General features: G+C 44.5%; 12 protein-coding genes. 1 reads left to right on the top strand and 11 read right to left on the bottom strand.

What is annotated here, in order from left to right; translation table 11 throughout:
• Positions 1 to 464 precede the first annotated feature (464 nt).
• Entirely contained in the window at positions 465 to 1,778 is a 1,314-nt protein-coding gene (locus tag AC787_RS21035; protein WP_054026575.1) for an anti-phage deoxyguanosine triphosphatase, read from the bottom strand.
• Between the two features lie 98 nt (positions 1,779 to 1,876).
• On the opposite strand from AC787_RS21035, the gene AC787_RS21030 reads away from it, so the two are divergent.
• On the top strand, positions 1,877 to 2,440 hold the full coding sequence (locus AC787_RS21030; RefSeq protein WP_054026574.1) for a guanylate kinase: 564 nt from the start codon (positions 1,877 to 1,879) through the stop codon (positions 2,438 to 2,440).
• Between the two features lie 115 nt (positions 2,441 to 2,555).
• On the opposite strand, the gene AC787_RS21025 is transcribed toward AC787_RS21030, so the two are convergent.
• From AC787_RS21025 to AC787_RS20980, 10 genes are all read right to left on the bottom strand, one after another.
• A complete protein-coding gene (locus AC787_RS21025) occupies positions 2,556 to 3,026 on the bottom strand; it encodes a DinB family protein (RefSeq protein WP_054026573.1) in 471 nt (156 codons plus the stop codon).
• A gap of 75 nt (positions 3,027 to 3,101) precedes the next feature.
• Complete coding sequence (locus AC787_RS21020) at positions 3,102 to 4,016, bottom strand: ornithine carbamoyltransferase (protein WP_054026572.1); 915 nt, start codon at positions 4,014 to 4,016, stop codon at positions 3,102 to 3,104.
• A 185-nt stretch (positions 4,017 to 4,201) separates the two neighbouring features.
• Positions 4,202 to 6,130: a 3'-5' exonuclease gene (locus AC787_RS21015; RefSeq protein ID WP_054026571.1), complete on the bottom strand. Its 1,929-nt coding sequence runs from the start codon at positions 6,128 to 6,130 to the stop codon at positions 4,202 to 4,204.
• Positions 6,131 to 6,365: 235 nt separating this feature from the next.
• Positions 6,366 to 12,809 (bottom strand): S-layer homology domain-containing protein, encoded by a 6,444-nt coding sequence (locus AC787_RS21010; RefSeq protein WP_054026570.1) that lies wholly within the window; start codon positions 12,807 to 12,809, stop codon positions 6,366 to 6,368.
• A gap of 203 nt (positions 12,810 to 13,012) precedes the next feature.
• Positions 13,013 to 13,393 (bottom strand): (deoxy)nucleoside triphosphate pyrophosphohydrolase, encoded by a 381-nt coding sequence (locus AC787_RS21005; protein ID WP_054026569.1) that lies wholly within the window; start codon positions 13,391 to 13,393, stop codon positions 13,013 to 13,015.
• Positions 13,394 to 13,406: 13 nt separating this feature from the next.
• Entirely contained in the window at positions 13,407 to 16,559 is a 3,153-nt protein-coding gene (locus AC787_RS21000) for a DUF3427 domain-containing protein (RefSeq protein ID WP_054026568.1), read from the bottom strand.
• Positions 16,560 to 16,629: 70 nt separating this feature from the next.
• Entirely contained in the window at positions 16,630 to 16,959 is a 330-nt protein-coding gene (locus tag AC787_RS20995) for a nucleoside triphosphate pyrophosphohydrolase (protein ID WP_054026567.1), read from the bottom strand.
• Positions 16,960 to 17,081: 122 nt separating this feature from the next.
• Positions 17,082 to 18,080: a FecCD family ABC transporter permease gene (locus tag AC787_RS20990; protein WP_054026566.1), complete on the bottom strand. Its 999-nt coding sequence runs from the start codon at positions 18,078 to 18,080 to the stop codon at positions 17,082 to 17,084.
• Positions 18,073 to 19,083: a FecCD family ABC transporter permease gene (locus AC787_RS20985; RefSeq protein WP_054026565.1), complete on the bottom strand. Its 1,011-nt coding sequence runs from the start codon at positions 19,081 to 19,083 to the stop codon at positions 18,073 to 18,075. The genes AC787_RS20990 and AC787_RS20985 overlap by 8 nt, the downstream gene beginning before the upstream one ends.
• A gap of 78 nt (positions 19,084 to 19,161) precedes the next feature.
• Positions 19,162 to 21,123 carry an AraC family transcriptional regulator gene (locus AC787_RS20980; protein WP_054026564.1) on the bottom strand — a complete coding sequence of 654 codons (1,962 nt, stop codon included), beginning with the start codon at positions 21,121 to 21,123 and terminating at the stop codon, positions 19,162 to 19,164.
• Between the last annotated feature and the right edge of the window lie 115 nt (positions 21,124 to 21,238).

Raw genomic sequence — 21,238 nt, 5'->3', positions numbered from 1 at the left:
CCGCTCGACTTGCATGTATTAGGCACGCCGCCAGCGTTCGTCCTGAGCCAGGATCAAACTCTCCAAATTGGTGTTTGAAATGCTCATTACTTTTTATCGCTTTTTCGCTTATCCCGAAGGATTTGCGAGGCAGTTATTACTCGTTGTTCAGTTTTCAAAGAGCAATCTATTCTTTCGTTTGTCATGCTTGTTTTGCTTGCTGTCCGCGTGTGTCTCTCGGCCAGAAATAGAATATACCATGTACTCACCTACTAATGCAAGTGTTTTTTTGAAAATAGTTTATAAACTTTAAATATAGCGATATTTGAATCCTTTCTCTTACTCTTTTTCTATTAGAAAGCACTGTATTAATCATACCGTATCAAGCACCTTCCTTCATTAGAGAAAAGTGCTTACGTACAGCTACTACAATCTATCACTTAATAGTGGTGAACCAATTAAACTGCCGTAAGCGACCATTCATATTAAATATCAAATAGCCTGCCTCCAGCGGCTTCATATAAACGAGAATACATCTTTAATGCATAGGTGTCCGTCATCCCAGCAATATAATCGCAAACTAGTCTCGCATTCATCCTATCACTAGATGCATGCCAGCTTAGCTTTTTATCCTCAGGAAGCAGGTTTTGATCATTCAGCATTGCGTCGAAAAGTTTTTCTATTATATTGCCGCCGCGCCATTCAAAGGTTTGAACCTTCTGTGAGAAAATCACATGCGTTTCGACTAGCTTTTTCAAATCCTCCAGCAAATCCATTGCATCCTCAGTTATTACCGCCTTATAGCGCAACCGATTGGATGAAAAGGTAGGCTGGGACTCAACAATCGTAATCTCATGAATGAATCCAGAAACCAGATCAGCGAAAAAACGCTTCGTCTGTTTATTCTGCTCACTGCTATTCTCCATAAAAACCCGTAAAGATTCTGCAATTCTAACTGATGAAATATGCTTATGCTTCTTGGCTACGTCGCATAAATCATTTATTTTAATCATATTAAGCTTGAATGCATCCTCTAAATCATAGGTTGCGTAAGCAATATCGTCAGCGAGCTCAATAATGGAGCATTCGAACGTTTTATTTAAAGTCTTCTTATGCTTACCAGCCTGCAAGTCGGATACTTGCATGAAGTAGGCCTTCTCTTCCGCCGAAAAGCTCTCAATAACCCACTGAAAAACGTGCTCGTCCTCTTCAAAAACACTGCTTTTGGGCGGTTTGCCCGTAATTTCTGGATTATTAACTTGCTTCATGCTGGCTGGATATTTCAATATGGACAATAAAACAGCTCTCGTTAAATCAAGTCCCGCTTCCATGTCCCCGTCTCTATTCGTCAAAAGCCTAAACGTATGTGCATTACCCTCAAAGTTAAGATCGAATGCACTCATGCATTTGTTCAACGCACGCTCTCCTTGATGTCCGAATGGCGGATGTCCCAAATCATGAGCTAACGCAGCAGCCTCAATAAGAGAAATATCAATCTTGCTCTCCGACTCTTTAAAAATATTGTTTTTTTCATTTAAGGTTGTGGCAATTCCTCTTGCAATTTGAGATACTTCAAGGGAATGTGTAAGGCGAGTTCTGTGAAAGTCTCCTTCGCTGATTCCGATGACCTGCGTCTTGGACTGCAAGCGGCGAAACGCCGCTGAATGAATGATTCTGCCAAAATCACGTTCAAAGTCATCCCTAACTGAAATTCTTTGCTTCGCATTTTCTATATTAAAATGCCTCTGAATATCCATATCATTATAAAATGAATTTGAAGAATGTTTATAGAGAATCATAGGCTCGCTCCCAGCTCATTGTAATTTAGAAACATTTTAACAATATATGGTCTTTATTAGAAGAGATAGATGAAGAATTAATAAAGGAGAGCATTCGTTTGGGGAAAATATTCGCATTTTATGGTCCGTCCGCTTCAGGTAAATCAGAAATACAGAAAGAGCTAACCCTAAGTGGCTTTCAAAAAATCATTACAGCAACAACAAGAGCCCCTAGGCTGAATGAAGAAGCAGGGGTTCATTATATTTTTATGGAGGTCCCGCATTTTAAAGATCATATTCAGACTAATTCCTTCATCGAGTGGACGCAGTATAATGATCAGTATTACGGAACACTCAAATCCAGCATCGAGGAGGTATTAGATCAAGATGGAAAAACCCACATTGTTCTCGACTTAGCTGGCGTGCTCGCTCTAAAAAAACGGTACACGAATATAGTAGCTGTCTACGTTGGTGCCAATATTGAGTCTATTAAAAGAAGAATGGCTTCAAGAGGTGGACTTCCCGATGAGATGATTAAGAGGGTGAAAAAAGCCGAAGAGGTTGAACTAACCAGCGAGTATATGCAGCATGCCGATGTGATCATATGGAATCATGATGATATTAAATTTAAAAATACGATGATGCAGGTTATGCAAATTATAGAATCTGGTCATGATGCCTGAATTTTTTCAAACAAATGAATAAGTGAAAAAGCTCATCACCGCTATAACGCGAGGTTGAGCTTTTTGATTACCGCATAGAGGCAAACTAATAATATCGTATGAAGTAAGTATATCGTTATGCACTCTTCTCCCGTTCCAAGAAAGCCTCCATCTGCTGCTTATGATGCTCGTCATGGTGAATAAAAACATGAACAAATTTCTTATAGGTATAATTACGGTTATCGATTGTAAACTTTGTCGTCGTATCATATTTCTCATTGAGCAGCGCTAACAGATCCTGCCTAGTCTTAATACAATCATCAATAAGAATGTCTAATTCCATATAGGCTTGGGCAAGCGCTGTAGCCACTTGGTTATGTTTCTCGATATCAACGAAGTTAAGCTTTGCTCCCTCTTCCATAGCCGGAACCATCATTTCCAAGCTGTTTTTATCCCAGTTCATCATGTGAGTCAATATTTCTCTAATCGACCATTTGCCTGGTGAGGTCGGTTGAAGCCATTGCTCTTTACCTGTATCCCTCAGCTTCTCCATCCAAGATACTAAATCCGAAAATTGGCTCAGTGTCTTATTCTGTTTAGCAGCCATCGAAAAGCCCCCTTTGTATTATTCATTTTGTATAACATACCACAAAATGGAATAAAACACAAACATATGTTCTCATTACTGTTGCAGCACATACATAAGCAAAGCTTTTTGAACATGCATTCTATTCTCTGCTTGCTGATAGATAATGGAGCGTTCCGATTGAACCAGCTCCTCCTCTATTTCAAAACCAGGATGAATAGGCATGTCATGCATGATGTAAGGAGAGTATCCACTTAGTTTGGCTCTGCTTAACTGATAAGGCAGCATCTGCTCCATTCTCCGGTTCTTCTCCTCCTCGTAATGACTCTCGTAGTAAAACTCCATATCAATCCAAGTGTCTGTATATACAAAATCAGATCTGGATATCGCTTCTGACAAATGATCAACCTTTTCCACATATCCGCTTTGATAAGCCGTCAGCATAAGCTCTTCATCCCAAGAAGGTGTGTTAATGATTGGTGTAACCAATAAAAGCTTAATACCTAGCGCCACACAACCTGCTACCAGCGAATTGGCAACATTGTTATGAATCCCAACATAAGTGAGTGTTATTCCTGCAAACGTACCTGCAACCTCATAAATCGTCATCATATCAGCTAACGCTTGGCATGGATGATATTTATCGCAACAGCCATTGATCACAGGAACCTTGGAATATTTGGCTAGTTCGAGCACATCGGAATGCTTCTTCAATCTAGCCATAATGACATCGCAGTTTCTTGAAGCATACTGTGCTTCGTATTGAATCGGTGAAATACTGAAGTTACTAGCATCCCAATCCATGACAACCGGGTAGCCGCCCATCTGGTTAATGCCGGATTGAAAGGAGAGATTCGTTCGTGTAGAGGTTTTCTGAAAAAGCATCAGGAGGCCTTTTCTCTCAGCTGCATTGTAAAAGAGCTCTGGGTTCTTCTTCATCTCGATTCCCTGTTTGATGATGGAAAGAATCGTATCTCTGCTGAATTCTTTTAATGATAATAAGTGGATCATCGTTTCACCTCGCATGAATATTTATGCAATAATTTGTATTTATATTCAACTTAAGGTGAAGGAGCTTATTTGTCAACCGATGGATTTCGCATGGACGAAGTTCTCGTTTTCATCTGAAAATCATAAAACAGGCCGTCCGATACATTCTCGGACAGCCTGCTTTTTTATTGGAATCAGCCGCTGCTTCATCCCATCTTCTTTATGGAATGCTTTTGCTCCTGACGCTGCTTCTTAACCTCGTCCAAATAAAGCGTAAACTTGGAATCCCCGCTGTAGGAGATGTGCAGCCACTCCAATGCGCGTGTCATGGCAATATAAAACAGCGATACCTCGCGTTCCTCCGCCTCTTCCAATGAGAAAGGCATGTTCTCGGCATTTACGATAAAGACCGCTCGGAAATCGAGCCCCTTCACACTGTCAATGTCCGATAGGTTAATCGCATCGCCGTTAATGTCAGATTCCTGATTCGAATCGCCATTGTCCGTGATCCAATAAACCGGAAGCCCTTGCCCCTTAAGCGCCCTCTTAATCATATCCGTGTAGGAGGAGTAGTAGTTGTCTTTCACTCGGTACAAGATGACCATGTCCGAATAAGCAATCTTATGATTATCATGCAAGTACCGGATATGTTCAATTACAGCCCGGAGCTCTTCCTGAAAGCTACCGCGACGTTCCAACAATGGCTCTGGTCCGCTTCTCCGGGTACTCTGAGGAGGAATAATCTCTACCCCTTTCGCTACCCCGTATTGAACCTTATTCTGAAGCAGTGAATGCCGTTGATAGAAATCCCAAGCAAACTGGGCGATCTGGGCCGTGTTACGGTAATTAATGGAGAGAATACGTGATCGCCCGCGAAAATCAAGCCCTGTGTCCTGCAGCAAGCTCGATTTCCGCTTAAAGAACGATTGCGCCCGATCCTCAACCAGCAGCAGATTTTGTGTCGCTGGATTAAGCAAATAACTCAGAAGCTTTAGCCATTCCGGCTGGAAATCCTGGCCCTCGTCGATCAGGATCGCTTCATAGGTAGGTAGAATCGCTTCCTTCTTCTCCAGCTTGCCGATAAGTGCAGAGATATCCGTATCCCTTGCATTCAGCACCGCCCTCAACCACTCATGAAAGTTGTAAACCTCGACGTTTTGCTCGCGTGGCTTGCCGTCCCTTTGTTCCGCAAGTCTAATCCAGTCCAGCAGATCCTCCGGCTCCTCCATCTTGCGGTCAATCATTTGCCGAAGACTTCGGGATAAGGCGATACTGCTGCAGAGGACAAGAATCTTCCAATCCGGATGATGATTAGCCAGATGTTTGGCACGACTGGCGAGGACAAGCGTTTTACCGCTCCCGGCCACGCCGCGAATCAACCGGTGACGATCACCGAGCTGCTCTGCCATATTTTCCTGGTGCAGATCCATTCCCTTAATATTGTGAAGCGACAATACAAACTGCTCCTGTTGCTTCTGATTCGCGGGCTGGCGAAATTCCGCACTGATCCGCGCTTCAGGTATGAGGTGATTGCGAATTTGCCTAATATCCTCTTGCGATAAAATGTAACTGTTGCGCTTCCGCCCCGTAAACATGCCGTGGATTTTCTCAATGAGAGAATCGGCTGTAAATCCCGCATCCTCCGGGTCGATTTCGTCACGGCAAAGCACAAATTGCTCTGTAATGACATCGTATAAGCTATATTCTATAAAATCCTTCTGCTTCATCCGAGTAAAAGCCGTTCCGAAGCCGTGCGGGAATTTGAGCTGTCCTTGAAATTTACCTTCCCGTTCAATGAGGTTGTCGTCATTCCGAAGCTCGCCCACCACGTGCCGCAAGCTCTCCCTTGCTTCTTCATAGGGGTTCTGAACGGCTTCGATCTGTCCTCCAGATGCATGCAGACGCCACTCGTCGCGGTCAACCTCAAATAAAGCAGACTTCGTATAATCCTTCACTTCCAGAACGACCAATCCCAGATCGGGACCTATGATTACGAAGCCGGGACGATTCCCCTGAATTTCCGGTTCAAAATAAACCACATAATCGCTCGGTAAATAATCCTTCAGCGTACGAAACAATAACCGTTCCCCACCAGTCGCACTCGTCCGGATAACCTCCGGGACCATATAAGCCATTCTCTATCACCTCAAATTCGGTTTTCTGTTGGTTCTAGTATAAACCATCTTTGAGAGATTAGTATGAGAAAATGGGGAAGGGGATTGATTACTACGGAATATTTTTAAAGGAAAAAGAACAGAGCGTCAAGTAGACAGCTACTCGTCGCTCTGCTCCTTTGTAGGGCAGTATCTATTCCTATTTTAAAATATGCATTCCATACAAACCGTGGTCTAACAACCACGTCTCGTAAATTTACTTCAAGCTGTTCAGTAAATTCAAAATCATTTGAGCGCTCTCCGCTCTTGAGCCGTTCGCCTTGGGAGCAAAAAGCTCATCTGTACGTCCTTTCATGAGTCCAAGCTCAGCAGCCGATACGATTGCTTTTCTCGCCCATTCTGGTACGGAGGTTGTATCTGTGAAGCGTACATTACTTAATGTACCAGCTATCTGATTTTTCATCGCGTATTCGTAAGCCCTAACGATCATTGCCGCCATTTCTTGACGGGTAATTGACGCGTTAGGTGTAAATGTGACTTCACTTACTCCCATCACAATACCCGCTTGCTGAGCAAGTGCGACCTCATTCGCAAACCACTTATCCGCTGGTACATCTGTAAATATCGGCGTTGCTTGACCTGTGATACCTAGCGCTCGTACAAGCATAGCTGCAAATTCTGCACGAGTAACCGCTTGGCTAGGGTTAAAGCGATCAGCGGATACGCCTTGAATAAGTTGTTTTGCCGTGAGCTCTTTCACAACACTAGCTGCCCAGTGGCTCGGTGGCAGATCGGTAAAGGACTTGTCATACTTCAATACAGCATACTTGCTAAAATGATTGATAGTAGCCGTAAGCTTCCCATTAACCAGCTTACCTCCTACATAATCTAGCTTCCCATCATCTGCAATGTAGTAAATGCCAAGCAAGCTTGTATCTGTTTGAGAACCTACATCAAATGAAATTGTGATCGGCTGCTTGAACTCGCTTAATGTGACCGTTTTGCCGTCTTCAGTCGTCATCGTCAAGCTGAAATCATATACCTTGCTTGCCATATCCAATTGCGCACCGGCTTGGTTTCCTGCTTTTCCTAATAGATCAGCAGCTTCATCAGTCGTAGATATTTTTCCTACCAATGATATCGTGCTCTTCTTTACTTGATCAGATGGCAGCAAATTCGTTAAGTCGCCCAGCACCTTCGCAGGAATGCTGATCAAGAGGTTCGAAGCCTCTACCTTGAACAATGAACCCGCTAGCAACTCGGCCGTATTCCCTGGCAAAACGAGCTTACTTAGTTCTCCATTCGTTTTAATCCGAACCTCGCCATTCGCGGTATTATCCGTCAACTGTTTATCCGTTACTATAACCACGCCTGGCACTTCAGGGGTTGGCGTTGGTGTCGGTACTGGTGTTGGTACTGGTGTTGGTTCCGGTGTTGGTTCCGGTGTTGGTTCCGGTGTTGGTTCCGGTGTTGGTTCTGGAGTAGGTGTCGGTGTCGGTGTCGGTGTCGGTGTCGCTTGCAGTGTCACGTTAATAACGAACTCCACCTTTTTCCCGCCATAGCTCGCCATAATCGTTGCTTCCCCAACTTGTAATGCTTTAATCGTGCTGCCATCCACAACCTCCACGATATCGAGGTTGCTGCTTATAAATTCAGCCTCCTCACTTACATCACTTGTAGTCCCATCACTATATACCGCTATTAGCTTCGCTTTTGCCGATTGACCTAGATCCATTGCTGAATTTAATCCGCTCAGTTCAAGTTTACTGAGCGTTACTTCTGGCTCATCTGCCGTTATCGTCAATTCGTATTTGGCGCTTAAGCCTTTGTAAGTTACCGTTATTTCCGTCGTACCTTCCTTCAAAGCGGTGACTAGACCCACTTCACTTATTGCAGCCACTTCCTCATTCGAGCTCGCAAAAGCAAGTCCCGTCAAAATGACCTCTTTTCTGCCTGAGCCATACACGGCTTCTGTTACAGTCTGGTCTACTGAACCTACCTGAAGCGCTGACTTCCCTAGAAGTGTAACACTTTGCAGTACATCCACGACTGTAATCAGACTCTCTGCATAAACAGTCGGATATCCGCTAACCGTCGCTCTTACCGTTGCCTGTCCCGGCTTCACTGCCGTTACTACGCCTCCGGCATCCACTGTAGCCGCGCCCTCCGGCGTCGATTCCACGATTGACCAAATCACTTCTTTCGCTGTCGCATGATCTGGGTTTACTGTTGCTTTAAGCGTAGTAGTCTGACCCGCTTCAAGCTCGGCCGACGTCTGATCAAGAGTTACCGTCTCTGGCTCCACTTTCGTAATGGCAAAACGGTCAATTTCCCGTCCATCTACCGTTCTTCCCACAACAACAATCTCATTGTTTGTTATTTCAACGGCAGTAAAGATTTGTGCATCCTCGTCAAAAATCTTCTCCTGCCAATAACGTTCCGTCAGCGCATAAAACTTCGGACCCGACGAGCCGCCAATGACATATCTCGTACCCTGCCCATCCGCTACCTGCTGACCACCCTTCATCGGGTACGATCTCATATAAATATGGTCATGACCATTCATAACGAGATCCACGCCATGCTTATCGAAGATAGGCACCCAAGTCGACTGCACCTTTTCGTTTGCATATATGCTGCCATATGGTCCTTGGTGGAAGAAGATGACCTTCCACTTTTTGCCTGAACTAGCGAGATCTGCGTCCAGCCACTGTGCCTGCTCATCCATGATTTGACTAGACACTTCCGTATTCATCACCACAAAATGCGTATCCTTTACATCAAAGGAATAGTTCGAGCCCTTCACAGCTGCTGCTCCATTTTGCGGATTATTGAACTGAGCCAAGTAGTCGCCCGCGCCGTTCGTTCCCATCACCTCGTGGTTGCCGATGATCGGAATAAGCGTTGTGTTTAACAGCTTCTCTTGAGCCGCTTCAAACCACCAATCCCATTGCTCCTGTTCAAAGCCTTTATCAACCATGTCGCCCGCATGTACGAGCATCTCCGCATCCGGCATGTACGCCGTTGCACTATTTAGCGTGTTGCCCCAAAGACTAAATCCAGCCTTCGAATCTGCCTGTGAATCTCCGATGAATAAGAACTTCATCGTATCTCCTGCTGCGGCACTCGTGCGGAAGGTACCTTGACTACTAACATTTGTTTTGCCATCGCCAACTCTGTATACATAAAGCGTATCAGGAGTAAGCTGAACAGCTTCCGCCTTATGAACACGCATTGTGCCATCATTGTTGGTATTGTAGATTGAGCTAGAGCCTACTATTCGGGTTACATTGCTATCTTCGAATTTTGTAAACTCTGACTGCTTCACAAGCTCAACAACTGTATCGCTCGTAAGCGGCTCCGTCTGCCAAGTAAATTGGCGGGATGTGCTCGGATCGAGTCCCATCGTCACGTTAATATTACGCGGCGCCGCTGTTCCTGCATGCGGTGCGACCTTGAACGTCATAACAGGGCTATATGCACTGCCTTTTACCGCTTGCACCTTATACGTTCCTGCCGCCTGGGTAGCTGCTGTAGTTGTAAGAACACCGTCAGTGCTAGAGCTCGCATCAGCTATCTCCATTTGATCAATAATCAGCTTCGCACCCTCGACAGCTTTTCCTCCTTGCATCTCCTCTACCTTGAAAGAGGCAGCATAGCCCAGTCCAATCGTAAAATGATCCCAAGTCAGCTTCAACTGTGTCTTCACTGTCGATTGTGCTGCAGCACCGACAAAACTAATCGGATTACCTGATCCTTCAGTAGAGATGACCACACCTGAAGTGTTCTCAATCGAAAGCTGCTTCGACACTTCATTCGTTGCTTGCTCGAGCGTGATCGGTCCGACATAGTCATTCCGAATCGTATATTGAATTTGTCCAATAAGTTCGGAATCAGCAAGATTAGCCTCGTTTATATTCAGCAGGTTTAAGCGGACATTTCCCACAGCCTCGTCAATTATCGGCTCTAGCTGAGCCTCCGACACTTTGGTTCCGCGAACGACTTTAAGATCTTTGACCGCTGCTGGATCAAACTTAAAGGCAATATGTCCTTCTTTCAGCTTGCTTGCCTTCTCCGCCCGAATATTTAACGTATACGTATTCCCGGCAAACAAATCGCTTGGTGTCTCGTACACATAATAAGGCGATCCCAAATTGACCATGAAATACCACTCTTTGATCGTCTGGTTGCCATCCAAATCACGAATAGCTATCTTCACTTTGTGACGACCTTCCGCAAGCGGAACGGTCGGCTTATACGAAATGAGGCCCGCAGGCGGATAGAAGCCATGCTCCACAAGCTGGTCATCCACGTATACGCGAGTTTTCGCAGGATCGATTAGAGTTGTGCCTGGGTGAAGAACAGGATCATAGCCAGCATCCTCGCCACGGACAGAGATAGTCGGTGTCGCCGTTTTGATTACCGCATTCTCAAGCGGAAGTATATCTTTGATCACAGGAGGTGTCGTGTCCTCCTCCATAGGTCCATAAATAGCGCGTATATCATCAATATACAAGGCACCATCTGTCTTCTTGACGTTGCTGGTCTCCATATAACGGACAGGCATATCCATCGATAGCGGCGTCGCTTTTCCTTTCGGAACGGTCGCCTCTACATACTTCCACCCTGTCCAATTCACACCGCTTATGTTATCCGTAAAATCGACCGGAACTGCCGCGTTGTTGCCATCCCGAATTTGAGCGCGTAGCCAATGCTTCTTCCCGTCACCGTACACCCACATGCCGATCTTCTCTGGATATCCCGGAATTTGTATGCGGTTCTCAGCAGAGGTTGCCGCTAAGTAGGCACCCGACGTACCCGTTTTGCCAATAAAGTCATACTCCAGCTTCAGCGCTTTATTCCCGTTTCGTACGAAATCCTGATCCGTCACTTCAACGATGCGCACGTAATTCGCAGCAGAGTTGGAAGCGTTATATTTGCTTAATCCAGATTCGAAATCCTCCAAAATAACGGGAGGTAAACCGACGTTGACCTCGAATGAGGTTTCCAAGCTGCCGTATTTCACGAAGATTTTGCCATGCTGTCCGTTCTCCTTCGTAGCTTGAAATACACCATTCTCGTCCACGTCACCGATACTACCTTCCACACGCCATTCAAAATTATGATTATTCACCTGTACCGTTTGTCCGTTTCGCAAAGCCTTCACCGTAAGGTTAGCTGTTGCACCGGATGTATAGGTTTTAATGACATCAGGAAATTTAAGTGCAGTAAGCTGATCGACAACCTCTATTTCAGCGGTGCCCTGCACAGATCCAGACGATGCCGTTACGAAGCCGCTTGCCGCAGAAGCACCTGCTGTAAATACGCCGTTCTCATCGATCGTTCCGAGCGATGGATCAACCTGCCATGAGAGCACATCCGAATAAGCTGCTGGGTGACCATTATCATCAATCCCGGCTGCTTTGAAGGTGTAAGATGCTCCCTCCAAAATCCGCTGCGCGTTCGGCTGAACCGCAAGTTTTGAAGCAACGTTAAGCTCAGGCGCTTTGTTAACGAGCAGCAAGCCATTGCCCGTCTTCCGCTCCCCGCCATCGGAGCCTTGGTTCATCATCTGAACCTTGCTCGTACCCGGAAGCTTCGCAACAAACGTAGATGATCCGCCGCCGTCGAGATTCATACCATTAACGACACCCATGTCCTTTAACATTTTTGCAAGCTCATCGGTTTCTACGCCTTCACTAAAGCCCGGCGACCTTCCGTCAATCTCGAAGAGGACAATGCTCCCATCGGCCTTCGTCCCGATCGCGGTACGAGGATGAACACCCGCTGGACCTACGTCCAGCTGCGGAACGCCGTCCTTCACCAGAGGCCCTTGGCCTCCAATTGCTACCGTTACTTGGCTCCACTCTCCATCAAGGACAAAGTTAGCAGCGATCTCGTCACCAACCTGTAGACCCGCTATTACAGCACGAGATGAGCCGGAAGCGGATAATACCATCTGTCCTTGTGCAAGCTTCGTGTCTCCTTTATCTTTGCGGAGCTCGATGACCTTCAGCTTCATCGTCTGTCCGCTCTTTACTTCACCTTCTACGATATCTAGTAAGACCTCATCGCCCAGATTCGTAGACAATGTTGAAGTATTATAGTCAGATGTAAAGAGAACCAGCTGGTTCAAATCTCGATATCGGTTAATGCTCGTCAAATTGGTCGTCTTCCCGCCAATCGTTACCGTCTTCGTAAGCTTCGGAGCGCCATAAATCGAAGATCCATCAGCTTTCAGTCCGAAAGCGTAGGAAGAGATAGAGCTATTAAGAATGCGGCCCTCATCCATGAATAATCCATTCGGTACTCCTGTAGCGAAACCGCTAATTTCGTAGAAATCACCATTAATACCCGCGATGACGCGGCTTCCTGGCGCATCCACATGAGCGGCCATTTCTGTTACGCCCTTCATACCATATACTTTTCCGCCTTTGGTGCCCGCACGCAGCTCCAAGTTTGGATTTTTCGGATCAAATTCAACTGCGTGAATCTTCTGCAAGCCACGTTCATTCTCCATATCCATCCACGTATAAGTCGCACCCGGTGCGAGCTCTGTCCGCCTTACATCAACGACTTTACCGTAGTCCGTTGCTGGAAGATCTGTAATAGCCGCATTTACGATCAACGCTGGCTGGAGTAACGAGATTAGTAGAGCAAAGATGATAAATGCATGTGTCTTGCGTAGATACCTTCTCACAATTCATATTCCTCCTAATGAGATTTTACTGCCCAATATTTGGACAACATCTTATAGGTAATCTTAATGATAGAGTATGAGGGGGGTGTTATGAAGGAGTTAAGGTATTGTGAAAGGGGCTGACCTATCAAAAAAAGCGCGCATGGAAAGAAACTGCCCTCTCCATACACGCTATTGACTGCTCTTGTTCTACCTATTTATTCCTACTGCATTAATAACTCTACAAACTTAATATCAGCAGGTGCAAAAATGTAATCGGCCAATTCATTAAGTTGCACCCACCTATACTCGTCATGGTCAACTAAATTAATCGTACCACTTACAAATGTCGCTTTATAAGCAATTAAACGAATGTGGACAGTATCATAATAATGGTCGTTTACACCAAAATATTTATAAGGAACAATATCGATACTCATCTCCTCTAACAGCTCTCTTCGAAGACAGTCCTGCGGTGATTCATTCTCTTCGAGCTTACCTCCTGGAAATTCCCACATTCCTGCCTGAGCTTTACCATAGGAGCGTTTTGCAATTAAAAGCCTGCCGTGACCATCTTCAATAATAGCGGCTGCTACTTCAATCATATCCGTTCACATCCTATACGATCACTTTATTAGCCGCTGGCACTAGTGCTGGAGGCATTTCCTCTTTTAGCCGCCAAACAATGCTCATTGGCTTGTTTCCCTCATGTCTTACATACTCCGCTTCTCCCAAAAATATAAAAGGGGCAGTATAGTTGTTCTCTTCCTTATACTCACGAACGAAAAGAACAATCCGATTCCCGAGCTTTTTATGATGAATATACCTTTGAGCCGTATTCGATTCCTCTGATGTTCGGCTTTGCGTTTGCCAATGAAACAACCGTTCATTAATGGCGTAATCCTCATACAACGTAGAGGGAGAGAAATCTTTATCTGACTTATTGAGTGTAATAAAGAAAATATCTGTTTTCTTACTCTCAAAATACTTCACTCCCTCTCGGAAGCTTGGCGCCTTCTCTTCGTTCCAAAATCCGAATGCTGTCAAAATCTGATCGGTTGAATAGCGGCAATGCAGATCTAATGGACAAGCATATGGAAAGTTGTTTCTCTTATCTACAAAATAGATATGTGAAAGGTTGAATTTCAAAATATCCAATACCTCCTCGCGGAATTCTGGGCAGGCTAGAGCAGCACGAATTCCATGATCAATATCGCTGAAGCCCTGCTTCTTAGGCTCAGCCCTATAGAAGGTATAATAGAATAAACACAGCATTAGCCGTTCTTCCTCGGAATTCACCTTATTTCCCTCTTCCAGGTAGGAAATAAGAAATGTTAATAGTCTCCGTGAATTAAGGTTTAACAGGGCGGGAATACGCTTGGTGAGATGATCTATGTTTTCAAAATCAAATGCCTCTTTTAATTCAGCCTCCACCATTAAACCGTGAAAAGTCCGATTGCCTGTCCTACCACCATAAAATTCATGCAGATCCATCCCATGATAGCGAACGAAGTTCTCAAGAGTCAGTCTTAACCCCGTATCCCCTTCGAAATACTTCATTTTATTAATTAGACTTCTGCGGTTATTCGTTGCTTGCTTCAGGTTTTTCATAATGTGCTCTTTTGTTTGCTTCTCCAATTGAATGAAGCTGCCTCTAGGCAGGCTAGAGAAGCCATGCTCGACATAATGCTGAACGGAACGTTTTGTTTTGCCTAGCAGCGCCCTGAATTTATCTTGAAAATTATAGTCCTTATGAGCCTGACCGATGAAATCAAGAACAGTCAGGCATTCCTTTCCTTCAGCTAAGCGTAAGCCACGGCCAAGCTGCTGCAGGAACACAGTTAAGCTTTCTGTAGGACGAAGAAATAATATCGTATTAACTACTGGTATATCAATACCTTCATTATATAGATCAACTACGAAGATCATTTTCACGTCGCCTTTAACCAAAAGCCCTTTGGCTTGATCACGTTCCTCATCGTTAGATCGCCCATGAAGTGCGATTGCTGGCAATCCCGCTTCGGTAAATACTTTAGCCATATATAACGCATGATCTACACTTACGCAGAAACCGAGACCTTTGACGTCATCAAGATCTGCAACATATTTTCTAAGACTATTTAAAATTTGAGTAGCGCGTATTTTATTGTTGGTATACAAGTTTTCTAATTCTTGAAGATCATAGCCACGCCTAGACCATTTCACTTGCGTCAAATCCACACTATCCGTCACACCGAAATAATGAAATGGGCATAAAAGCTTGCGATCTATTGCATCTGTTAATCGAATCTCAGCAGCTATAGAATCATCAAAGTAATGAAGAATGTTTTTGCCATCCATTCGTTCCGGTGTCGCTGTTAAGCCCAATAAAATATGTGGTTGATAATGTGAAAGCAGCTTTTGATACGACGGAGCCGCTGCATGATGAAACTCGTCCACAATAATAAAATCATAAAAATCGCTTGTAGTCATTTCGGCAAGTTTGAGCGAGTTGAAGCTTTGAATGCTAATAAACAAATGATCAATCGATCTGGCTTGATTGTTCCCTACTTGCAGCTCACCGAAATTTAAATCCTTCATAATGAAACGAAATGAATCCATACTCTGCTTAAGTATCTCTTCCCGATGCGCGACAAAGAGAAGCCTTGCCCTTACATTTCGCTGAGCATATCTTTTATAGTCAAATGCAGATACAACCGTCTTCCCTACGCCAGTAGCAGCCACCAGAAGATTTTTCATTTTTCCATACAGGACTCTCTGCGCTTCAAGCTTTTCTAATATATCCTTCTGGTAGTCGTAGGGTGCAATATCGAATTGGAAGGTAAGGCTGTTGCGCTGCTGCTCTTTCTTTCTTCCCAATGCCTGCTTGAGCAATTGCTCATGCTCGTTGTCTGTTGATAAGAAGCTTTTGAACTCCCGATCATTCCAATAGCTTTCGAAGGTTGCTTCGATCTTCTTAAGTACATCATACGAATCCTTCTCCGTAATCTTAAGATTCCATTCTAATCCGCTTGTAAGCGCTGGATTGGAAAGATTAGAGGACCCAACATATGCCGTAGTAAAGCCCGTATCTCGTTTAAATACATAGGCTTTCGCGTGAAGCCTAGTACGATCAGTATCATAAGATATTTTAATTTCTGTGTTGGACAGCTTGCTTAACTCTATGACCGCCTTATAATCGGTAGCCTCCATATAGGTTGTCGTAATGACACGCAGTTTTCCTCCATTTGAGGTAAACTGTTCTAATTGCTCCATTAAACAACGTAAGCCACTCCACTTGATAAAAGAAACGAGCAGATCGATCCCATCCGCAGATACAATCTCATGCTGCAGCTCACTCATCATATTAGGTTCCGAATGGGCACCAGTAAATAATGAGCTTTGCGATAATGGAGTCGTGGGACGACTCACTTTCTCATGCTTAATACTACGAATATGATTTAGTTTGGAATAAACATAGGTGAGCACCTCACCCTGCTCGTTTAATTGCAAGTCGTTATACTCTGCCTGTCCTAGAGTGTCCTTCAAGGTAGATATGATTTCATTACATGTTCGTACTTGTGCAAATACTGATTCTTCATCATTACTATTTTGTTCCCTGATGACTTTCAGTGCCCTACGGGTAACTACCGCTAAATAGTTTGAGAGCAGCTTTCTTGCTTCCTCTGGGTCAAGCGGCTCCTTTCCAAACTCATACAATGCTGGGTCCAGAGCGGATAACTGTCTCGTCGTCACGTTATTAATAATTTGTTCGTAAAGACCTTGCTTCATGGCACACCTCTGCTTCAGGATGTTTAAAGCTCTATCGAATCGTAATAGCCAATATACTGAAAAGCTTCACTCAGTAAGCATCTTCCACCTCAATAAGATATACACGCTCCTTAAATCCTCCACGCTTTTCAGCCTTCTCGGCACGTATTTGTTCAAGCATCTCACTTGTCACTCCGTAAACTTCTGCAAGTGCATAGAGCAGTTCCATAATATCCGCTAGCTCCTCAATCGCCTCAGCACTAGACTCTGCTTCAAGGTATTCATTCGTCTCCTCCTGCAGCTTCGTGCGTAGCTCGTTCAGATACTCTTCGTTCTCGAGAATTCTTGTACTGAGCGTATTGCCTTGCTCCTTTATGATTTCCGGTATCCGATCGCGGACTAATTTATTATAAATGGGCATTTCTTGCCTCCTTGTCATATTGAGTTTCTTAGCCTGCTTGGCTAAACAGTTTCCTAAAATGATTATACAAGAAAAAACGACGACCATAATCGGTCGCCGTTCTTCTTTTTGAGCGAACAACATCATTTAAATGCTTTCCGTTTAAACAAAAGGTACATAAAGAAAGGCGCGCCTATACCTGCGGTAAAGACGCCGACTGGTATATCAAGCGGTTGGAAAAGCGTTCTCCCCGCCAGATCAGCCAACAGCAATATCATCGCACCCAAAAGAGCGGACACTGGAATTACTAGTTTATAAGAATGGCCGATAAGCTTTCTAGCCATATGTGGCGCCAATAAACCTAAAAAAGAAATAGTTCCGGCAATTCCGACCGCTGCCCCTGCAAGCGCTACGCTATAGAACAGCAGGATCATACGGCTTAATTGAAGTCGGCTGCCTAATCCGATTGCCGTTGCTTCACCTAAGGATTGTACGTTCAGCTCTTTTGCATAGAGAATGGATAAAGGAATGAAGACGGCGACCCAAGGCCACAACACCTCAATATACTTCCAACTCGTCCCGTAGATGCTTCCGGTCATCCAGTTCAGCACTTGCGCAGCCAAATAGGCTGGTCCGCTAATAAGCAGAAATATCGTAAGCGCCCCCATAGCAGTCGATATGCCAATACCAATAAGTACGAGCCTGAACGGTGAAACCCCATTTTTCCAAGCTAGCGCATAGTTTAGAGCAGCAATAACGAAGGCCCCCGCGACAGCTATAAAAGGAATCCAGTGAACACTGTATCCTGTAAATAGGGTCATAAAAGCTACAACCGCAACTGACGCCCCTCCGGTCACGCCCAGCAAATCTGGTGATGCAAGCGGATTCCGTATCACGCCTTGAAGCACAGCACCTGCAACCGCTAAGGCAGCGCCGACTAAAACAGCTGCAACAATTCGCGGCATACGGAACTGCATAATAATTAAGTCGCTGCCCTCTTTATTTTTACCCAGCAGTGAAAGGAAGATTTCCTTAACAGGGATGCTTACACCGCCTATGGATAAACAGAGAATAGACAAAGCAATCAGTGCGATACTTAGTATTACGAATATTAAGATAGATTTCCCTATTCCTCTATGCATGCTTACTCCTTCTCGCCACATAAATCAAGAAAGGAACACCAATAAGCGCAGTAGCGACACCTACAGGTACCTCCTTGGGCATAAGGATAAACCGCGAAGCAATATCAGCAAATACGAGGAGGATTGCTCCTACCAACGCACAATAGGGCAATAGCCAGCGATAGTCATTTCCAAATATATATCTGCAAAGATGAGGCACAATTAATCCAATGAACGCAATTGGCCCCGCCACCGCAACCGAGCTTCCTGCTAGAAGTACAACAGCAAGGACAGACACAACCCGTATAAGCATCATTCGCTGACCAAGGCCTCTGGCACTATCATCACCCAAAGCCATGACGTTTAAAGAGCCTGCCAATAGCAGCGCTAAGACCCATCCTAGAAGCATATAGGGAAACACGATAGTGAGATGAGTTAATTGTCTCCCAGATACAGAACCGACCATCCAAAACAATGCAGAATCAAGAGATTCTTTATTTATCAGCATAATGCCTGAGGATAAGGAGGAAGCAAATGCAGCTACAGAAGCCCCGGCCAACGTGAGCTTTATTGGCTCAAACCCGCTTCTACCCTGAATTCCCAGTGTAAAAACAAGCAAAGAAGTAGTGGCTGCGCCTGCTAAAGCAATCCAAACCATTCCGTTCATGGTTAGTGACGAGCCTAGCATAGCCAAGCTGACAACAATAAATAGAACAGCACCTGAATTGATGCCGAATATAGATGGAGAAGCTAACGGATTTTTGGTTAACACTTGCATAATTGCACCCGCAATAGCAAGACTCGCACCTACTGCTGCCGCAATTAATGCTCGAGGAACTCGCGTATTTCTAATAATTAGATGTGCATCAGAACCATCAAATTGCGTATAGGCACGCCATAAATCTTTTAATTCGAATAGATGGATGCCATATAGAATACTAACGAGCATACCGATGAGCAGTAACACTACGCCTGCCCCCAGGCTCACCAGCTTTCTTTTGCGGCTATGGAGCCTTAATGCCATGTTAACTTCACCCCTTTCATCAAAAATAAGCTGACGTCTGGTAGTCACGACGTCAGCTTGTTGACTAACACTGCTAAGCTACTTTACATCAAAATACTCAACAATTTCATCAAGCAATAAATTCGCAGCCTTGTAGCCTCCAGCAGAATTCCAAATCGCTTCGTCTACTTTTATTACCTTGTTGTTTTGCACGACATTTAATTTTTTGAATAAAGGATCGTTCATCCACTCCTCTACCACCTTGGATGCATCTGTCTTCCCAGCTGCCTCCGTGACGAAGTAGAATAATACATCCCCATCCATGCTTGGAATCGTTTCTTTAGACATCACTTCAATAAATGAATCCTTATCCTGTGACTCAGGACGTGCAAATCCTAAATCATTTAAGAGTACGCCCGAGAAGGTTTGCTTCTGATAGATCCGTACCTGAGAAGCGGAGAAACGTGCAACCGAAATTTTGGTATCCGCTTTGCTGCCTAGCTTAGCTTTCACTTCAGCAACACGCTTGTCGAAGTCTGCCATCGCCTTTTCGCCCTCTTCCGTCTTATCCACGGCTTCCATATAAAGCTTAAAGTTGATTTTCCAATCTCCGACCAAGTCCTCTGCGAATACGGTCGGCGCAATTTGGCTTAGCTGATCATATATTTTTTCCTGTCTCACCTTATTCCCGATTATTAGATCTGGTTTCAGGCTCGCGATCATTTCAATATTCGGCTGCAGTTCATCACCTACAACGGTAACGTCCTGCATCTCATCTTTGATATGATCGTACCATGGGTCGCCAATCCAAGATTGCACCGCGCCGATCGGTTTAATGCCAACGGCAAGAAGTGCTTCCGTTCCTTCGTTCGTAAGTATTACAACACGCTCAGGCGCGCCGGTTATCGTTGCTTCCCCCATCGCATGTTTTACTACGCGGGTAACATTTGCTGGTGTTGAGTCGGTTGTTGCTGGGGATGCTTCAGACACATTGGTGGTTGGTGCAGACGACCCTCCATTTGTTGAACTCGTATTTGACGTACCCGCAGAGCAGGCGCTGAGAAATAAAACAAAGCAAAGCAATAATGATGCAGCCATTGGTGTTCTTGATCCTCTATACATTTTGAATATTCCCACTTTCTTGTATTGATAATGATTTTCATAACCATTACCACTATAACGCCTGATTCTGCGTGGGACAATTGTATATCTTGAACGATCCACAGGATTATTTTGAACCTTTGTTTTAAATTGACCGAGCGACATGCCTACATGTTTTTTGAACATGCGATTGAAATAGCTGTCATCTGAGAAACCTACGCTCTCGGCTATTTCTTGCAGCGTTGCATCTGTATTTTGCAAAAGATCCTTCGCTTTGTCGATTCGAACAGCAATCAGATACTCAATGGGACTTTTACCTGTCGCATGCTTGAATTTTCTTGATAAGTAACTGACGCTGCAATCCAGCAGCTCTGCAAGCTCGTCCAATGTTACTCGGTCTGAAGAGTGCTCATGAATATAGCGAACCACTTGTGACACGAGGTCCACCTTTTGGGTCTTAACGTTTTGACTGCTCATTTGACTTAAAAGCTCATAGGCAAATTGATAGAATAACATTTTTATATGTAATTTTTCTAATAGTTCTGGCTCACGCCATTCCTTGCTCATTAGCTCAACACTATGATATAAGGGGATCGGATAATGAGGTACAAAGCTATATTGCAGTTGGAATGGGTTATCCGTCTCCATTAGCTTCATTAAAGGTTGGCGAGAAGGCAAAGCGAGAATAGCTTTATAAAAAATCATATAATATTCAAAAGCATCATGAGCGGTAATTTCAAGACACATCCCTTTGCCGCCATGCAAAACATGAAATCGATTCGCCATGTGCATTGTTCCATCCGACCACATCTGAGCACTGCCGCGAATCGCATAAAAAAAAGCGCTGGTTGGCAAGCGATACGATCGCAGCTCCTCACCTGGTTCCATGACCGTATGGCGTATATCCATCACTTTGATCGAAGCATGATTCCATAACATTAGGTGATCACTCATTTTCATCGTGTCGGATCACTCCCTTCTCCCTGTGAAAGCATTACATATAAAGATTCATTATCATTATAAATGATAACGATTATCATTTGCAACGTCTGGCCGAGTAAATAAATACATTATT

Origin of the sequence: Bacillus sp. FJAT-28004 (assembly GCF_001280845.1) — a bacterium.
Lineage (GTDB): Bacteria > Bacillota > Bacilli > Paenibacillales > Paenibacillaceae > Pristimantibacillus.
Note: the sequence above shows the minus strand (reverse complement) of the source record. Positions and strands in the feature narration are given on the sequence as shown.